Annotated in this window: 17 protein-coding genes and 2 pseudogenes; 9 read left to right on the forward strand and 10 right to left on the reverse strand. The window is 43.4% G+C overall.

Annotated features, from left to right (window positions below; all coding sequences use genetic code 11):
- Positions 1-223: 223 nt before the first annotated feature.
- Positions 224-403 carry a hypothetical protein gene (locus tag HGR01_RS21775; RefSeq protein ID WP_155539613.1) on the reverse strand — a complete coding sequence of 60 codons (180 nt, stop codon included), beginning with the start codon at positions 401-403 and terminating at the stop codon, positions 224-226.
- Between the two features lie 675 nt (positions 404-1,078).
- Between HGR01_RS21775 and HGR01_RS21780 the strand changes: the two genes are divergently transcribed.
- The 7 genes and pseudogenes from HGR01_RS21780 to HGR01_RS21810 all read left to right on the forward strand — a co-directional run bounded on the left by HGR01_RS21780 (position 1,079) and on the right by HGR01_RS21810 (position 3,048).
- Positions 1,079-1,294 (forward strand): hypothetical protein, encoded by a 216-nt coding sequence (locus HGR01_RS21780; protein ID WP_155539611.1) that lies wholly within the window; start codon positions 1,079-1,081, stop codon positions 1,292-1,294.
- Positions 1,295-1,417 (forward strand): hypothetical protein, encoded by a 123-nt coding sequence (locus HGR01_RS21785; protein ID WP_264263282.1) that lies wholly within the window; start codon positions 1,295-1,297, stop codon positions 1,415-1,417.
- Positions 1,418-1,427: 10 nt separating this feature from the next.
- Complete coding sequence (locus HGR01_RS21790) at positions 1,428-1,667, forward strand: hypothetical protein (protein ID WP_045874044.1); 240 nt, start codon at positions 1,428-1,430, stop codon at positions 1,665-1,667.
- Complete coding sequence (locus HGR01_RS21795; protein ID WP_096621716.1) at positions 1,639-1,866, forward strand: hypothetical protein; 228 nt, start codon at positions 1,639-1,641, stop codon at positions 1,864-1,866. Before HGR01_RS21790 ends, HGR01_RS21795 begins: the two co-directional genes overlap by 29 nt.
- A gap of 114 nt (positions 1,867-1,980) precedes the next feature.
- Complete coding sequence (locus HGR01_RS21800) at positions 1,981-2,208, forward strand: antitoxin (RefSeq protein WP_045874043.1); 228 nt, start codon at positions 1,981-1,983, stop codon at positions 2,206-2,208.
- Positions 2,209-2,609, forward strand: a pseudogene (gene vapC / locus HGR01_RS21805) (type II toxin-antitoxin system tRNA(fMet)-specific endonuclease VapC).
- Positions 2,610-2,916: 307 nt separating this feature from the next.
- Positions 2,917-3,048, forward strand: coding sequence for a hypothetical protein (locus tag HGR01_RS21810; RefSeq protein WP_255325363.1), 132 nt, complete (start codon positions 2,917-2,919; stop codon positions 3,046-3,048).
- A gap of 157 nt (positions 3,049-3,205) precedes the next feature.
- Here HGR01_RS21810 and HGR01_RS21815 read toward each other — a convergent pair whose 3' ends face one another.
- Entirely contained in the window at positions 3,206-3,412 is a 207-nt protein-coding gene (locus tag HGR01_RS21815; protein WP_155539609.1) for a hypothetical protein, read from the reverse strand.
- A gap of 151 nt (positions 3,413-3,563) precedes the next feature.
- Here HGR01_RS21815 and purD point away from each other — a divergent pair, with 151 nt between their 5' ends.
- The gene (purD, locus tag HGR01_RS21820; protein WP_045874041.1) at positions 3,564-4,853 is read left to right on the forward strand and encodes a phosphoribosylamine--glycine ligase; all 1,290 of its coding nucleotides are present in this window, start codon (positions 3,564-3,566) and stop codon (positions 4,851-4,853) included.
- Positions 4,854-5,131: 278 nt separating this feature from the next.
- Complete coding sequence (gene nblS, locus HGR01_RS21825; RefSeq protein ID WP_045874040.1) at positions 5,132-7,027, forward strand: two-component system sensor histidine kinase NblS; 1,896 nt, start codon at positions 5,132-5,134, stop codon at positions 7,025-7,027.
- A 138-nt stretch (positions 7,028-7,165) separates the two neighbouring features.
- On the opposite strand, the gene HGR01_RS21830 is transcribed toward nblS, so the two are convergent.
- The 8 genes and pseudogenes from HGR01_RS21830 to HGR01_RS21865 form a co-directional block, all read right to left on the reverse strand.
- Positions 7,166-7,801 carry a Uma2 family endonuclease gene (locus HGR01_RS21830; protein ID WP_045874039.1) on the reverse strand — a complete coding sequence of 212 codons (636 nt, stop codon included), beginning with the start codon at positions 7,799-7,801 and terminating at the stop codon, positions 7,166-7,168.
- A gap of 80 nt (positions 7,802-7,881) precedes the next feature.
- A complete protein-coding gene (locus tag HGR01_RS21835) occupies positions 7,882-8,751 on the reverse strand; it encodes an isocitrate lyase/PEP mutase family protein (protein WP_045874038.1) in 870 nt (289 codons plus the stop codon).
- Between the two features lie 663 nt (positions 8,752-9,414).
- Positions 9,415-14,370, reverse strand: a pseudogene (locus tag HGR01_RS21840) (AAA family ATPase); the annotation flags it as partial.
- An 8-nt stretch (positions 14,371-14,378) separates the two neighbouring features.
- Positions 14,379-15,689 (reverse strand): IS701 family transposase, encoded by a 1,311-nt coding sequence (locus tag HGR01_RS21845; protein ID WP_096621593.1) that lies wholly within the window; start codon positions 15,687-15,689, stop codon positions 14,379-14,381.
- A 38-nt stretch (positions 15,690-15,727) separates the two neighbouring features.
- Complete coding sequence (locus HGR01_RS21850) at positions 15,728-16,204, reverse strand: serine/threonine protein kinase (protein WP_052335259.1); 477 nt, start codon at positions 16,202-16,204, stop codon at positions 15,728-15,730.
- A gap of 518 nt (positions 16,205-16,722) precedes the next feature.
- Positions 16,723-17,349 carry a Uma2 family endonuclease gene (locus tag HGR01_RS21855; RefSeq protein WP_045871570.1) on the reverse strand — a complete coding sequence of 209 codons (627 nt, stop codon included), beginning with the start codon at positions 17,347-17,349 and terminating at the stop codon, positions 16,723-16,725.
- An 87-nt stretch (positions 17,350-17,436) separates the two neighbouring features.
- On the reverse strand, positions 17,437-17,679 hold the full coding sequence (locus tag HGR01_RS21860; RefSeq protein WP_045871569.1) for a DUF6887 family protein: 243 nt from the start codon (positions 17,677-17,679) through the stop codon (positions 17,437-17,439).
- Positions 17,679-17,855, reverse strand: a complete 177-nt coding sequence (locus tag HGR01_RS21865) for a DUF6888 family protein (RefSeq protein WP_194007800.1) — start codon at positions 17,853-17,855, stop codon at positions 17,679-17,681. The genes HGR01_RS21860 and HGR01_RS21865 overlap by 1 nt, the downstream gene beginning before the upstream one ends.
- Positions 17,856-18,034: the final 179 nt, after the last annotated feature.

Below are 18,034 nucleotides of genomic sequence, written 5' to 3' on the forward strand. Positions count from 1 at the left end.
GGGCTTTGGTGCGTTGCGCTGCGCGACAACACACCCTACTGGCGTGGCAAGCCTTAAATGTTGCAATAATTTTTCTTGTGGGGTGGACATCTTGTCCGCCCCGGACGGGCAAGATGCCCATCCCACAAGAGTTTTTTTCATGCACTATTTTTGGCGTGTCAGTCCACTACGTGTATTTCAGAAATCAAATATGAGTCCTATATATCGTAATAAAGAATTGGTATTATGCTGTTTCTATCGGCTCAACAGGTGGTTTCTCTGTACCTGATTTGATGTGAGTGATAGTAGCCTTGCGGATGCGATCGCTCTTGGCGTTGGCGAAGCCATCACTCTTGAATACTCCACCAGCTTGCACATATTCAGCGCTTTCTTTTCCGTATCTGCCAGCAACAGACATCAGCATATTTTCACATAAAACACCAAGGTTTTTTCTAATACCAATTCAAATAATGTTTGCGACAGATAAATTCTTTGTAGGGGCACGGCATCCACAATCTTTTGGTATATCAAATATCTTACAGGTGCCGTGCCCCACCCATCTTTTTTCAAAACGGTATAACTTATCAATATCAGTTTTGGAGGCATCAACTACAGCCAAAGCAGTATTATGAGCGTTGATGAGTAGGTTGGGTTGACGTAAGGAAACCCAACACCGAAATATCGGTTAAGCATTTTGAAAGCAAAATTGGTTTTGGGGAAAAGGTGAAAGGTGAAAGGTTAAGGGTTCAAGGTTTTTTCTTCCCCTTTTCCCCTTAAGCGACAAGTATTGACACCTAGGCGTAGGTTGGGGAGCTACTGCGTTGACGGGTTTCCCGGCTTAAAGCAAGTGGCGTTTGAGGGACGAAACCTAACATTGTCACAACTTTGTTGGGTTGAACGGAGTGAAACCCGTTTGGTTGCAAGGTTTCGCCCTCACCCCCAGCCCCTCTCCCACAGGGCGAGGGGAGCAAGAGATTTAGTTCCCCTTCTCCTGCGGGAGAAGGGGTTAGGGGATGAGGGCGCGAGGTACAGCCTCTTAATGCAAAAAATTGGCTCGTTGGTTGTGAATGAGATCTGGTTGTGAACGAAGGAGCGCTCATTGATAGACAACCCGATCACGTTGGTCATGAAGGAACCGATGTTCTCTATGGATGAGCGTTCATTGATAGACAACCCGATCACGTTGGTTGTGAAGGAACCGATGTTCTCTATGGATGAGCGCTCATTGATAGACAACCCGATCACGTTGGTTATGAAGGAACCGATGTTCTCTATGGATGAGGTAATTTTGGGAAAGAAGGCTGATTTGGCGTAGATGCTGCATCGCTTGGTGGTAGAAATCGCCTACTATTCTCTAGAAAAGACGGCATTTCGCCTTGGCAAAAACATAACTGTTAAAATCAGCATCATGAGCCAAAATGCGAAAAAACGCACCTAGTAGGAGAAAAATGCCAGCTATTGTTAAACTACAACTCTCTTTAGAAACTTTAGCAGAAGCAATATCTTCTCTTGATTTACAAGAAAAGCGTCAACTTCAAGAGCTAATTGAGCAACAGATTTTTGAAGCGGAAGAAGCATTGTATGAAGACGATGCAGAAACAGTCGCAGAAATTCAAGCGGTGCGTGCTGAGTATAGGGACGGCGAGTCATTAACTATCGATGAATATCTTGCTAACCGAGCGAATTAGAAAAGCGATCGCATTTTGTAGAGAAGCGATCGCTTTTTCTGGAGTAGTCAACCGCGATCGCATTTTGTCGAGCAGCGATCGCACTCTATACTTTGAGACTGGGAAGGCGATCAAATCCCCAAATCCCAACGCTGTAAGCCCAAAAATCCTACCTGCATCACAAAACCGTCAGAATGCGATCGCTAATTGTGGAAAATAACACGATGTTTGTCCATAGGGTGAACAATATCCATCAAAACCCAGATATGCTTGAGATTAGCTACTCTAAACTGAAAGCTAAAGTGTACGAAACCAAATTTCTATATAAATTCTCATGAACACCGCTAAACTTAGCACTGATGGCACTCACCAAGTTGTGATTTTGCCGGAAGATTTTCAACTCACTGGCACGGAAGTTTATATTAAAAAAATTGGTAATGCCATTATTCTCATTGCCAAAGATAACTCCTGGCAATCTCTCATTGAGAGTTTGGACAATTTCTCCGATGATTTCATGACTACTAGAGAGCAGCCACTAATAGACACCAGAGAGAGTTTGTAAATGCAATACCTGCTTGATACAAATATCTGCATTTATATCATCAAGCAAAAACCCCAAAAAGTGCTGGATAAATTTCAAACCTGAGCATTTCTGATGTGGGTATCTCCTCTATCACTGTGGCGGAACTTGAATATGGAGTAGCCAAGAGCCAACAGCAAGAGAAAAACCGCACCGCCCTGCTACAATTTTTGCTACCCCTAGAAATAGTTGATTTCAATCCAACAGCAGCAACGATTTACGGCAGCATTAGAAGCGATCTCGAAACTAGAGGAATCATTATTGGTGCAATGGATATGCTCATTGCTGCTCATGCTCTAAGTTTAGGAGTTATTCTTGTTACTAATAATCTAAGAGAATTTTCGCGCATTCCTGCGCTGTTATTAGAGAACTGGGTTGATTAGCTGTAAATAGATGATGTGTAACGAACTGATCGCTGTTAAATCACCGCCACCATCGCGCTACATCTACAATTGCACGGGCAATTTCTGCTGTTGCCACTTCGCCACCTAATGCAAAGATAACTGGAAACAATGCTCCGCCGACTTAAAGCAACTGGCGTGCAAAAATGCAAAGAAGAATTTGAAAATTACGACTTTTGCAAAAAGTCTATTATTGTGGGTTTTCTGCCGATATTTCTCCACAAAAGCAGCGTGAGCATCAGCAAGATTTAAAAATATTGCCAACAAAACCATTGCTTTGTTACTGGCTATGCAAGTATTTCTCATTGGCTTACAAGCTAAAACCCGTATTGACCAAGGTAACTCAACTCTTGAGACTTTAATCTGGATGATTCAACAGTATATTCCGGTTTTGGTTAAGGTTAAAAGGTTGGATGGGTAAGGGGGAAGGGGTAAGGGGTAAGGGGGAAAGATTGCACGGTAGGGGCACGGCACCGATCATTGGTGTAAACTTAAGCTAAAAGCTGTATATGGCGGGCGTTGTACAAATACCTCGCGCCCTCATCCCCTAACCCCTTCTCCCTGAGGGAGAAGGGGAATTAAATCTCTTGCTCCCCTCTCCTGCTGGGAGAGGGGCTGGGGGTGAGGGCAAAACCTTTGCACAAAGAGGGTTTCACGTTAAGTTGACACCAATGACACCGTAGGCTACCTGCACCCCCATCTCCCAGCACCATTTCTCCCCCTGCACCAAGAGCAGAAATGCCACCAATGGCAAAACCATCTTTTGATGTGATGGATTCAGCCAAAGTAGATTAGGTAAAAGGGTAAAAGGTAAAAAGGTGAAAGGGTAAATCCAAACCTTTCCCCCTTCCCCTTTTCCCCCCAGGCCTTGCATGATGATCGGAATTGATGAAAAAATTGATCCGCGAGTAGCCCAAGGGATACAAGAGGAAATCTGTGAAAGTTTTAGTTATTGGGAATGGGGGGCGCGAACACGCTCTGGCTTGGAAACTGCTGCAATCTAAGCAAATTGAGCAAGTTGTTTGTGTCCCTGGTAATGGGGGTACGGCGAGTATGACAGGTTGTCAAAACTTGCCTTTAGCTGTGGATGATTTTGATGGAATTAGCAAATTTGCACTGGAAAATGGCATAACTCTCGTGGTAGTGGGGCCAGAGGTGCCTTTAGCTAAGGGAATTACAGATTATCTCCAGGCAAAAGGATTGATGGTATTTGGCCCTGTTAAAGCTGGGGCGCAAATTGAAGCTAGTAAGGCTTGGGCAAAAGCTTTGATGCAAGAAGCGGGGATTCCCACAGCTAAAGCCGCAGTCTTTACAGAAGCCGCCGCCGCGAAATCCTATGTGAAGGCTCAAGGTGCGCCGATTGTGGTGAAAGCCGATGGCTTGGCGGCTGGTAAGGGTGTCATAGTGGCGGAAACGATAGAACAAGCCCACAATGCCATTGATACGATTTTCCAGGGGCAATTTGGCAGTGCTGGAGAATTTATAGTTATTGAAGAATGCTTGATTGGGCAAGAAGTTTCGGTTTTAGCCTTAACTGATGGCTTAACCATTCGCCCTTTACTGCCAGCACAGGATCATAAGCGGATTGGGGAAGGCGATACCGGAGAAAATACTGGTGGAATGGGAGCTTACGCCCCTGCACCAATCGCCACCCCAGAGTTAATGGCGCGAGTTCAACAAGAAGTTTTAGAAAGAGCGATCGCAGCTTTAAAAGCTAAAGGCATCGATTACCGAGGTGTACTTTACGCCGGGTTAATGATTTCACCCGATGGCGACTTTAAGGTTTTGGAATTTAACTGTCGCTTTGGCGATCCCGAAACCCAAGTAATTCTGCCACTTTTAGAAACGCCTTTAGAAGAATTGATTTTAGCTTGTGTACAGCAGCGTTTAGGCGAAATGCCCCCGATTGCTTGGAAACCAGGTGCAGCGGCTACCGTCGTGGCTGCGGCTGGCGGCTATCCCGGAGCGTATGAAAAAGGACAGGTAATTACTGGTACTGAGCAAACAACAACTGCCAATGTGACTGTGTTCCATGCAGGGACTAAGCTCAATGAACAGCAGCAAATAGTAACCGATGGCGGACGAGTATTAAATGTAACTGGTATTGGTGGGGATTTTGCAGAGGCGATCGCCCAAGCATACGTCGGCATTCAATCAATTCACTTTGAAGGAATGTATTACCGTAGAGATATTGGTCATAGAGTGCTGAGAAAGGCTGAAGTATGAAAAACTCCACCCACAAGGGGATGGAGTTTTAGGGCATGGGGCATGGGGCATGGGGCATGGCTAAGAGTTCCCAATGCCCAATGCCCAATGCCCCAAGTCGGCGGGCGGCTATCCCTCTTCACCCACAAGGGGATGGAGTTTCCCACCGACTTCCAATAAATGTTAAAGGATGAAGTCAATTCATCCTTAAAATCTCCCTAACTCTACATTTTGATCAAATTAACTGTTAATTTTTTAGTTGTTGGGGTTTATAAAACTACTAACAACTTTTATTTAAGATGCTGGCTCTTGTGAAGACAATCCGAGAAACGATCGCGAATTGGTGGTCAGATTTCACCCTCCAGACGAAGCTGTTAGCTGTTGCCACTTTGGTGGTTTCGTTAGTTATGAGTGGTCTGACCTTTTGGGCGGTGAATACAATTCAACAGGATGCGCGGATGAATGACACGCGCTTCGGTCGTGACTTGGGACTGCTGCTAGCTGCCAATGTCGCCCCTTTAGTGGCTGACCAAAATCTCACTGAAGTTGCCCAATTTTCCCAACGCTTCTACAGCAGCACCTCTAGTGTGCGCTATATGCTTTACGCTGATGAAACGGGGAATATCTTTTTTGGCATTCCTTTTTGGGAAGCGGAGGTGAAAAACTCCCTCACCATTGAACGGCGAATCCAACTGCCAGAAGATTACCCTGGGGAAGGGGACAAGCCAATGGTACGGCAACACATGACACCTGATGGTGCTGTAACTGATGTGTTTGTACCATTAATCGTCAATAAAAAATACTTGGGTGTATTGGCGATTGGCATTAACCCCAACCAAACTGCTGTCATCTCCACCAATTTCACCCGTGATGTTACCATTGCTGTTTTTATCACCATTTGGGTAATGGTAATTTTGGCAGGGGTAATTAATGCTTTAACAATTACCAAACCCATTAAAGAACTACTGGTAGGCGTGAAACAAATCGCCGCCGGAAACTTCAAGCAAAGAATTGACTTACCCCTAGGAGGTGAACTAGGAGAGTTAATTTTAAGCTTTAATGACATGGCACAGCGTCTAGAAAGCTATGAAGAACAAAATATTGAGGAACTAACGGCAGAAAAAGCCAAGTTAGAAACTCTAGTTTCTACCATTGCTGATGGTGCGGTGTTGATTGATAATAATATGCAGGTAATTTTAATCAACCCCACAGCACAACGCATTTTTGCCTGGGAAAATGAAGAGGTCGTAGGTAGCAATGTGTTATATCATTTGCCCTCGGCTGTGCAAATGGAAATTACCCGGCCTTTATATGAAATGGCTGCGGGTGAATGTGAAAGTGCTGAGTTTCGCATTGCGCTGAACGAACCCACAAAACGCACAATCAGAATTTTGCTGACTACAGTGTTAAATTTACAACGGGAAAGCATTAAAGGCATTGCCATTACAGTGCAAGATATCACCCGGGAAGTAGAACTTAACGAAGCGAAAAGTCAATTTATCAGCAACGTTTCTCACGAACTACGAACACCTTTATTTAACATCAAATCTTTTATCGAAACATTACATGACTACGGCGAAGACTTGAGTATAGAACAGCGCCAAGAGTTTTTACAAACAGTTAATCATGAAACCGATCGCCTAACACGCTTAGTCAACGATGTTTTAGATTTATCCAAATTAGAATCAGGTCGCGCCTACAATTTTGATGGCGTAGATTTATCGCAAGCAATTGAACAAACCTTACGAACTTATCAATTAAATGCCAAAGATAAAGGCATTGAATTAATTCAAGAAGTAGCCCCACAGTTACCCTTAGTGTTAGGTAATTATGATTTATTACTACAAGTATTAGCTAATTTAGTGGGTAATGCTCTCAAATTTACACCTGCTGGCGGTAAAGTAGCTATCCGCGCCTATCAATTAGATTTCATCCATACTTCTCACAATCAGCCGCTACCTGTGCGAATCGAAGTCTCTGATACTGGCATTGGCATTGATTCAGAAGACCAACAAGCGATTTTTGACCGCTTCTTCCGCGTAGAAAATCGCGTTCACACCCTTGAAGGTACAGGTTTAGGTCTTTCCATTGTCCGCAATATTATCGAAAGACATCGTAGCCAAGTGCATTTAGTTAGTGAAGTGGGAGTAGGTACAACTTTTTGGTTTGATTTAACAGTTGTGAATAATTCCTAATTCGTAAAATTCACCTCGATAAAAATTCGCTGCCCAGATCCCCGACTTTTTCAAAAAGTCGGGGATCTAAATCTTGCTTGATAATGCGTTGGTGCGTTGCGCTGCGCGACAACACACCCTACATTTACTTTTTACTTTTTACTTTTTACTTCTCACCCACTCCCTAAACTCTCGCATTCTGGCATTTTCTCCCTTTTGTGTGTCTAATTGCATAAATCTTGTGAGTTCTTTGATAGGAAATTTGCCGAAAGCTAAACTACTATCTGACTCTATGTAACCTGTATCAGTGAGAATATTTATAATTAATTTCCCGGCTTCATATCGCCAAACTTCGGGAACTTTTAATTCAGCATAAATTGCCATTTTATCAATCGAAGGATTTGTTATATCAATTTCAATTGCTAAATCTGGTGGTGGGTCATTCTCTAAATTAATATTCAATTTATTCCGAACTTTTATTTCATTTTGGATGTAAAAACATTCATCAGCTTCTTTTCCCACAGATTTTGGTTGTGAACGCCAGGTAGTAGATTTTAAACCTCTAATTTCCATCCCTAACTCTTCAGTTAGCACTGTGATTAACCGACCCAAATTCCAGGCATAGGTTTCATGTTCTGGTAGTGGTGTCATCAATTCCAATGTTCCCTGATAATAATTCATCCGCAGCTTGGGATATTCAGCAAATGCATCTAAAAGCTTCTCGTAGGTTTGCCAACTGACATCATAAAGAACAAGACGAGAACCTTCAATAGGTGCTGCTAGAGCTTGAGTCATAATTGCTGATGTAGCATTCGTTATGTCTATATTATCGCTGGGAGTTTTGATTTCAATTCGAGGTTCGCAATCCTACTGGTTTATTTTTCCGCCGCAAATCTTTTTTCCGTTTGCAGAAATTGCGGAACACCCATTAATTCCTGAAAATCTTTAAAAGTTACTAAATCTGGTAAATTTGCAGTTGTTCCTTGCGTTTTTAAATGCTGGAAACAAGCATTCATGACATGAGTAACAGCCATCAGTGCAGTGAGTGGGAAAAAGACGATTTTGAAGCCTAATTGCTGTAACTGTGCAGTCGAAATTTCTGGAGTTTTACCACCTTCAACAATATTAGCTACCAGTGGCACATCAGGAAAAGCAGAGGCGATCGCTTTTAATTCTTCAACGGACTGGGGGGCTTCTACAAATAGTACATCAGCACCAGCAGCAATGTAAGCACGACCACGAGCGATCGCAGCTTCTAAACCCAGTGGCGCACGGGCATCTGTACGGGCAATAATTACTAAACCACTATCACCACGTGCTTCTACAGCAGCTCTAATTTTCCCAGCGTGTTCTTCCAGAGAAACTACTCGCTTACCTTCAAAATGACCGCACTTTTTCGGCCATTCCTGATCCTCTAGCAACACGCCAGCTAAACCCAACTGTACAGCATCCTTGATAGTACGCATCACATTTAAGGCGTTACCGTAGCCAGTATCTAAATCGGCTATGAGCGGTACAGTAATTGACTGAGCAATCCTCCCGACACTATAAAGCATTTCTGTAGCGGTGAGAAAACCATAGTCGGGTAAACCCAGTGTAGAAGCAGCAATGCCAAAGCCACTAGTAGCCACTACTTCAAAACCAGACTGTTGAGCCAACTTAGCACCCAGACAGTCGTAAACCCCAGGAATAACAATAATTTCAGGACTCGCTAATAACTCTCGCAGTTTTTGTGCAGCAGACATACAGCAATTTATGGGTGCAAAATACTCCTATTTGAGGATACAGCGAATGTTCACCATCAATCAATTTTAGATTGGGGATTTTAGATTTTAGATTGGATGTTTCAATGCAAAAAATGAAATCAAAATTAGTCAATTTATTACTAATTTAAAGATTATTTGCAATATATAAATTCTGCATAGGGATACAAAAATTTTGTGCCCTTATCCATTTTTAGATAACACAGTATTGGATTCTTATATTCCCTAATTCTTTTCCTACTTGTGAGTTCACGTAGTAGACTGACACAGCTAATTTGATGCAATAGCAAAAATTCATCGGCGTTTATCGGCACGGCAGTTGCTTCTCCCAAGGGGAGACGCTACGCGTAGCTTGCTTCCCCGTAGGGGTACAAGTCGGGGAACCGCAAGGGCGCACTGCCTTGTTTATCTGCGGTTAATTTAATCAAATCTAATGCCTCATTTTAGGCGTGTTAGTCCAGTAGTGGCGTGGCAAGGCTAAAATGTTGCAATAATTTTTCTTGTGGGGTGGACATCTTGTCCGCCCCGGACGGGCAAGATGCCCATCCCACAAGAGTTTTTTTCATGCACTATTTTTGGTGTGTTAGTCCAGTAGGATGCGTTACGCTATCGCTAACGCATCCACGCCCAAATCCAAAATTTGCATTAACCCCGAACTGGGAGGGAAATGAAAAACTCAGAGCCTTGTCCCAATTGGGACTCGACTTCTAGCCGACCACCATGTTTTTCGATGGCAATTTGACGGGCGATCGCTAAACCTAACCCCGTTCCTTTGCCAACCTCTTTTGTGGTAAATAAATGGTCAAAAATCTTAGATTTGACTGACTCATTCATGCCTTTACCGTTGTCGCTAATGCGAATTTCCACCGTATTTTGTGCCGCCAATAATGTAGTTTGAATTGTTATTTGTTGGGGATGGTTTTCTAACTCTTTTAAGGTTGCTTGCTGTGCCATTTCATCGAACATATCAATTGCATTGGCTAGAATGTTCATAAATACTTGGTTAAGCTGACCGGGGAAGCAATCAATTTCCGGGATATTACCGTAGTTGCGGATAACGTGAATGGCAGGACGATGTTCATTCGCTTTGAGTCGATACTTGAGAATTAACAGCGTACTATCTAACCCTTCGTGTAAGTTGGCTCTAACTTTATGTTCCGTATCAGCACGAGAGAAGGTACGTAGGCTAGTGCTAATGCTTTTGATGCGATCGGTCGCGCCTTTCATCGAGTCAATTAACTTTGGTAAGTCTTCCAACAGAAAATCCAGGTCAATCTCTTCAGCTAATTCAGCCACCAAATCGATAGGCGGCTGGTGCTGCTGATAGGTATTTAACAACTCACACAGGTCTTTGACATAATCTTTGGCATTGTTAATACTGCCGTTAAGAAAGCCGACTGGGTTATTAATTTCGTGAGCAACCCCTGCTACCAAGTTACCCAAAGTCGCCATTTTTTCGTTTTGTACAATCTGTAGCTGAGATTCTTCCAGCTGTTGAGCATAGGCTTGAGCTTGCTGATAGAGACGAGCATTCTCTAGGGAAATCGCAGCTTGGGCACAGAGCAGATTTAGTACTTCAACGCGATCGCGGGTAAAGGCTCCGGTTGCCAGGTTATTTTCCAAATAGACTATACCTAGCAACTTGCCTTGTTGCATGATGGGGCTACACAGCAGACTCTTGGGTTGCCAGTTTTGGATATAGGCATCACCAATAAATAGGGAATCTTGCGTGGCGTTGCTAATCACAGCAGCCTGCAAGCTGCGTTTGACTTTTGTTACTAGACTGACGGGCACTATACCACTATCAACAAGCGACTGCGCCGGATGCAAAATCTTCGTTTCGATTTGGTGCGATTCTGTAAGTGTGGCCCTAGCCTGAACCGTGAGATTTTGCCCCTCACTCAACATTAAAGTGCATTGGGTCGCACCTGAAGTTTGCATGACTGTTAGCAAGAGAGTGCCAATTAACTGCTCAAGCTCAATTTCACTAGAAAGAGTTTGAGAAGCTTTGAGGATGGCAACTAGATCCAGGGAATCAGAAAGACTGGTGGAGGAAGTACTAGTTGAGGTGACAGTTGCAGTGGCAAATAAGGTTTCGTCAATAGAGAGTGGTGTCTGTGCTTTTTGGAGGATGGGAGTCAGCAGTTGCGGATAACGAGTTTCCAAATCGGCGAGTTTGGCTTTCGCTCCCCAGCGCACATAGCTATAGTAGGCTTCAATCATGTAAGCTTGGGCGATCCGCTCTTTATGCCAATCGAGATAGAATTTGGCCGCTAGTTCATTGGCAAGGGCTGCTTCTTGAGGGTAGCTATTGGCTTTGGCATTTGCGATCGCCAAATCGTAAAATTCTATAGCTTCCTTTTGGTGATCAAGAACGCGATGTTTTTCCGCTTCCACTAAATGATATTTGTGCAAGTAGTTCATGGGAGCATAATCTGCCCATTCTTTTAACTTGGCTTGATTTTCTAGCATTCGCTGCCATCGCGGTTCTGACTCTGTCATCGATGCAGGTGGAGTAGCAAGCACGGTCAGAGAATCATAGAAATATAACAAAGGTTCAACAATATTTCCCATTCCCGCAGCTAAATATTGGCGGGTTTGAGCCGCATCATGTTCCGCTTTGGCAAAGTCTTGCAGCCAGTAATTCAAGGTGAAGCGATACAGATAAAAGTAGCAAAGTCGGTAAAAATCGACTTTAGCCTCAGCTAGGACTTGTTCTTCATAGGCATCTTGGCGTAAGGGAATTTCTGCCTCTGACTGACCCAAGAGAATTTGCGCTGCTTGCGAGTAAGCCAAAACACAGTTTGCTGCGGTGAATTGGTTGAGGTCGCATAACTGTTGGTAATAGGCACGAATTTGGGGTTCGAGTTCAGCAAGTGGTTGACCGCACCAATAGGCATTCAAGCAGTACAACTGAGCATCGTAGCCCAGAAATTCTAGATTGCCAGTTTCTAATGCGGCTTGATAACCTTCCAACAGAATAGGCAGCGTTTTTTGTAGATGAGTCGTCCAATGACCCACATATCCCCCCATTAACAAAGCTGTTGCTGGTCGGATATTTTTGGCATCTGGCTCTGAGGCCAGTTGGTATCCTAATTGCCCAAACTGAGGTACTTTGCTCATGTCTCCCCACAATATTCTCAGTTGGAAGGCGTAACCCGCATAGCAATAAGCCGAAACCGGACTATTGCCGAATTGAATCGATAATTTGACCTGTAACGCAACTATGAGGAAATAGAGCTTTGAGCCTGTCATGTAACAGACGGGTGTCAGCCGAGCCGCATTTTGCATAATCGCGAGCTGCTGGGCATCGGTCATTGGCGGCAGATCAATAAATGATTCAATGGCGCGATCGCTAATTAAGGCATCGATTTCCTGCTTCAGTAGCCGAATATCCTCTAGGGTTGGTTCGTCTGGCAGATTCACGCCCAACATTTGAAAGACCGATTGACCGATAGCGATCGCTTCTAAAAATTGATTGCGAGCGACTAATGCCTGGATTCTGACTTGGTAGACTTGCACCTGTTCTAGAGGCGTTTTTCCCCGCTCAATTACCGCTGCAATCCACCGATCCATCTGCTCAAAATCGCCAATCAAGAAAGCGACCTCGGCAGCTAAGTCATGCAGAGCTAGGGTCATTTCGTACTGCTGTTGCCAAGCCTCCCCTCCCAGCAGTTGCAGTCCCACGGAGGCATATTCACGGGCAGCTTGATAGGCGGTTGCAGCTCTGGCTTTGCGGCAAGCTGTGAGGTTGAGTTGGGCGAGTTCGTCCCGTTCCTGCTGTTTTCTCAGAAGTGTGGTGCCGTAATTTAACTGATTGACGATTTCAAAAATGCGCTCTTCTCTAGCGCCTGGGGAAACTTGTCGCAGCAACAATTGTCCAATCTGGTAGTGAGTGGTTTGTTTTTGCTCGTCAGGAATGAGGGAATAAGCAGCTTGCTGAACGCGATCGTGGAGGAAGCGATAGGAACAATTAAAGGTGATTGGCTGCTGGACTTCTGCCACCTTGAGTTCTGATGGCTGATAGAACTTATAGACATCGCTGATGGGCAAAATTACCCCTTCTTGCAAGGCTTTCCAGAGGTCGATCGCAGTATCTTCGGGCGATCGCTGATTGACTATCGCTAGGGTAGCCAAATCGAACTGAGCGCCAATGCAAGCCGCCAGTTTTAAAGCAGTCTGAGTGGCAACAGGTAATTTTTGTAACTGCAGGGCCATGAACTCGACAACATCATCAGTGAGTGCGAGTAACTTCACCGTTGCTAGGTCACACTGCCAATGTCCTGTGTGGGAATCAAAGGAAATATAGCCGTCCTCTTGCAGGGCTTTGAGAAATTGGGTGAGGAAGAAGGGATTACCCTTAGTTTTTTGATAGAGCAATTCCGTTAGCGGTTGAGCCAGTTCCAAAGAACAACTGAGTGTATCTGCCGTTAACTGATTGACATCGACTTGGCTGAGGGGTTTCAGGGTAAGGGTATGGATAAAAGTTTGAGCTTTTTTGACCTCGTCGAGCATCAACATCAAGGGGTGTGTCGGGAACACTTCGTTATCCCGATAGGCTCCAATCACGAACAGATAACCGCGATCGCGCTCTGTCAGCAGTAGCTTCAGCAAGTCCAGAGAAGCTGAATCAGCCCACTGCAAATCATCCAAAAAAATCACCAGTGGATGCTCTCTGGTGGTAAACACCGTGATGAACTTTTGGAATAGCAGATTGAAACGGTTCTGAGCAGCACTACCCGATAGTTCTGGTACGGAGGGTTGTGAGCCAATGACCTGTTCGAGTTCCGGAATCACCTCGATTAGCACCTGGCCATTGTCACCTACAGCTGCCAGAATCTTTGCTTTCCAATCTTGCAACTGTATGTCATCACTACTCAGTAGTTGACCCATCAAATCGCGGAAGGCTTGAACAAAGGCGCTAAAGGGCAGATTGCGGTTGAATTGGTCGTATTTACCTTTGATGAAATAGCCATGCCAACGCACAATCGGTTTATGGACTTCATTGACGACAGCGGTTTTACCAATGCCAGAAAAACCTGCCACTAACATCAGTTCCGAGGCTCCGTTAGCAACGCGGCCAAAAGCATCGAGCAAGGTTTGCACTTCTGGTTCTCGGCCGTAGAGTTTTTCAGGAATCAAAAAGCGATCGCTAATATCCCGTTCGCCTAACTCAAACCAAGCGAGTTTGCCTGCAAGATGATACTCTTCCTGGCATCTCAGCAGATCGTGCTTCAGCCCAATGGCACTTTGATAGCGGTCTTCTGCGTTCTTAGACATCAGTTTGCGAATGATTTCACTGAGCATGATCGGCAAATCTGAGTTGAGATCGCAGATAGAGAGGGGTTGCTTTGCTAGATGAGCATGAACCATTTCCATTGGCTCGTCTGCTGGGAATGGTAACTGTCCAGTCAGCAGTTCAAAAAAAGTAATTCCCAAGGAATAGAAATCACTGCGGTAGTCAATCCCCCGGTTCATCCGTCCGGTTTGTTCCGGTGAGATATAAGCGAGAGTGCCTTCTAAAACATTGGGATTTTGAATCTCTCTAGTTTCGCGGGTTAACAGAGAGGCAATACTAAAGTCAATCAGCTTAACCCTCTTTTGTCACTCTAGGCAGAGGAAAAGTAGAAATCAGGGTGAATCAGGGATATAAAAATTGAACTGGTGAGGCTATAAATAATAGATTGAAGTTTAAAAAAACCCAAAGCTAATTGAGGAATAGGAAAAACCGTTAACCAGGGATATATCAGATTAAATAAAGTAAAAGGTTGAATAATCAAACGAAGATTGTTAAGAATGTTCTTCCAGCCATTTCCATTATCCCACCAAGGATGTGAAACAAATTTTGACTCTCGTTGTGATGGAGACTGAAACAGTTGCTCCGAATGCAGACTAACCATTAAATAAGCACTGCAAATAATTTCCCACCATCGCTCAATATCTGGGTAGTGAGTCAGGCGAAAATCTGACCAACCTAATTCATTCTTACTTTGTTTTAACCCGTACTCGACCCAAGTTCTTAAACCGTAAAAATTTCCAACTTCTCTTGGCGTAATGTCTGGATATTTACTCATCACATACCAAGTAGTGTTATCAGGCAAATTTTCTGGATCTGTAGTAATTTGCCAATATCTAAGTTCTCCACGTTTTCCCGGAATAATTTCTCTAATAAATCGATTTTCCCGACTCAAGTCAGAGAATACCCTTTGAAACTTCTGCCACTTTAAATATTGAATATGTTGTCGTGGAAGTATTTCTACATAATGATTTGACCGAATCGCTACTATATAGTTCAAGTTTAGTTCATCTAATACAGATATGAAATTCTTACCACTCTCTCCATATAAGCTATCTGCAAGTACTAAGTTGAATTTAAAACCCATTGATTGTAGCTTTTTTATCAGTATTGCTGCTATTTCTGGTTTAGTGCGGTACTTATCTCCTGCCTGTAATCTTTCCCTGGGTTTATACACTTCAAACAGTAATGGAAATGTCATCCCACAGAAAACACCATATACTGTCACTGCCACAATTCCATTATCTGTTTTTCCCAAATTTCCTATATACTGCCGTTTCACATAATCTGTCTTGCTCCCTTTCTTTTTATCCCCTGTCTCATCAATAATTAAAATGATTGGTCTACCTTTTAGCACTTGTAAAATTAACTCTAACCTTAAGGTTCTTAACTTTTCTATATCCCAAGGTGATGTAGTTAGAAAATGATGCAACCCTTGCTGGTTATCTAATCCTACGATTTTTGCTATTTCTGGCAATGTTTTACGTTTTAGATCAGAAATGCAGCCTACATGGAGATATTTAAAAGCCTCGAAACTCCTAACATCTGGAAACAGACTTTTATACCACTGGCAATATTCGTCCACAAATTTGACTGTTGGTGCGGCTGGACGGGGCTGTACCATGCTCTGTGTCTTGGTTCTAGCATTTTTACCTTATTATACTACTGCCAGAGTGACAAAACAGGGTTAATCTGCCCCGTTGCTGGTTGAATCAGAATATTGGCTGGTTTAATGTCTTTGTGAATAATCCGTTGCTGATAGAGCTGGTGGAGGACATCCACAATTTGCAGGGCAATCGGCCAGAATTGTTCGACAGTCAGAGGGGAAGCCTGGATGTAATGACGTAGAGAGATGCCCCCGATATCTTCCATCACCAGAGCATAGCCATTAGTAGAGGGTTCTAGACTAAGCGGTTGAACAATGCCTGGGATGTGAATATTTTTAGCGATCGCATACTGATTGCGAAACTGCACTAATTCGCTGAAGCTAGGATAATCGTGTCGCAGTGTCTTAATCACCACCGGACTTTGCTGCAATCCTTGCACTCCTCGATAGACAGCAGTCCTAGAACCTAGATACAATTGCTCAACCAAGGTATAACCAGAAACTTTAGGAAATTGCTCTGCTAGAGAAGTCATAGGTTTAGGAAGAGTGTTTTGACTTCAACTAGGATTCCCTTCAGTTTTGGTTAGTTAACAGACAGACTAATAGTATAAATACTTAGATGATGGGAAACTTTCTATATAATCTTTTCTTAACCCTAAAATATCAGGCATTACAGCTACTCATGCCTGAACATAAATAAGTATTAAAACAAGTTTAGATTTGTAAAGTAGGTGCGTTACTCGTAAACAAATCTAATATTTACCATTCAAATTTGTATGAATTTACTGCATTAGAACCCTGATTGTCAGAATATCTATAGAAACTGAGGAAATTATGAGGATATCTAGAGTATTTCTTGCAAAAATCGTTTAATCTATAGACTAGAATTTATACACACATTTATAACCGGAGTATTAAAGCGGTTTGTAGTCTGGTTGATAATAATTGATACGTAGCAACGGCAATTTTTCCATCTCAGGACTCTATACTGAGTGTTTTTCTTGCTCCTTATAGGCTGTTTTTTAACTCAGCACTCAGCACTCAGCACTTTTCATCTCCCAGCCCTCAAAACCTGTTCAGCCGTCAGTTTTAAATTGGGGAAGGTTAGAGAAACGATAGTCTGATTGCCTCGAAACTGCTGAATTTCATACTCTCCATTGAATAGCGTACAAATAGAGAGGGTAGGTTGTTTAGGTTTTCCAATGTGTCGAGTACCACCACTACCTGCGTAGTCTGCAATCCAATATTCGGGAATTCCTAAAACCGCGTAGTCTTCAACCTTACGGGCATAATCATTTTGCCAATTGCTACTAACAACTTCTGCCACAAATTTAATCGAACTACCCAGAGTCAGAATCGATTGGTCAGACCAAAGCGGTTCTTTAGTTAGTTCATCTCTATCGACAACTGCAACATCAGGTCGAAACGCTGTCATACCAATATTAGCAGGGCGTAATAGTCCTCGCTGAAGGACAAACCAAGGTAAGCCTGTCGCATCGATCTGCACACAGATTTTTGCGGTAATAAAGGCTGCAACCTCTTCATGCAGACCTGTTGGTTCCAAGTCAAACACCTCTCCATCGATCAGTTCATAGCGGTTATTGCCACCATAACGGGCAATAAACTCGTCAAAGCTGAGTGGCTTCTGTTGTATTGGTTGGTTGATCGCAGTGGTCATAGGTCAATTTAGGAACTACCAACTAAAAAAATATGCCATCACTGTGTAGGTAGGAGGCAGATAAGACCAAAACGAAGAGCAAAAACTCTATTCCGTCGGCTCCACTGTGTTTTTAGCTGGCTGGCTACTACGCGATGCTTCTAATTTCTGCCGAATTGCTGCCTGAATCTTTGCGTCAAAATCAGGATCGCTTGGGCTGGCAATGAGGGATTTTGGACGCTGAGTGAACCTGTCCAAATACGCCTGAAAAGCAGCTTGATCTTGGCGGTTTGATAGAAAGTACTGTTTTAATTCGGCATCACTCATGGCATCAAAATTTACTTGACTCATCAGAACACCTCACCATTCGGTACAATTTCAAACTCAAGGTCTTCACCATACCCAGCTAATACATACACATTGAGAGTCCTCTGATCAATACAAACTAGATGAATCGGTTGCAGCATTATATACGTCAACTGATAGCTAACACGATATAAACTCTCTAGTTGTGCAGCAGTAGGCATTTCGGTCACTTACTCCACCTAATGCCCATTGTAACAGGCGGCTTGATGAGAACTAGAGATGCTAATGCCTGTCGTGAGGAACTTGTACAAAATGTTAACTTTTCCAACATTAACTTAATCAAAATTGAACTTGAGATAAGTTCAGTAAAAAATGGAAATGTCCCTTTGCATATATATGT

It is taken from the genome of Tolypothrix sp. PCC 7712 (assembly GCF_025860405.1).
Taxonomy (GTDB): Bacteria; Cyanobacteriota; Cyanobacteriia; order Cyanobacteriales; family Nostocaceae; genus Aulosira; species Aulosira diplosiphon.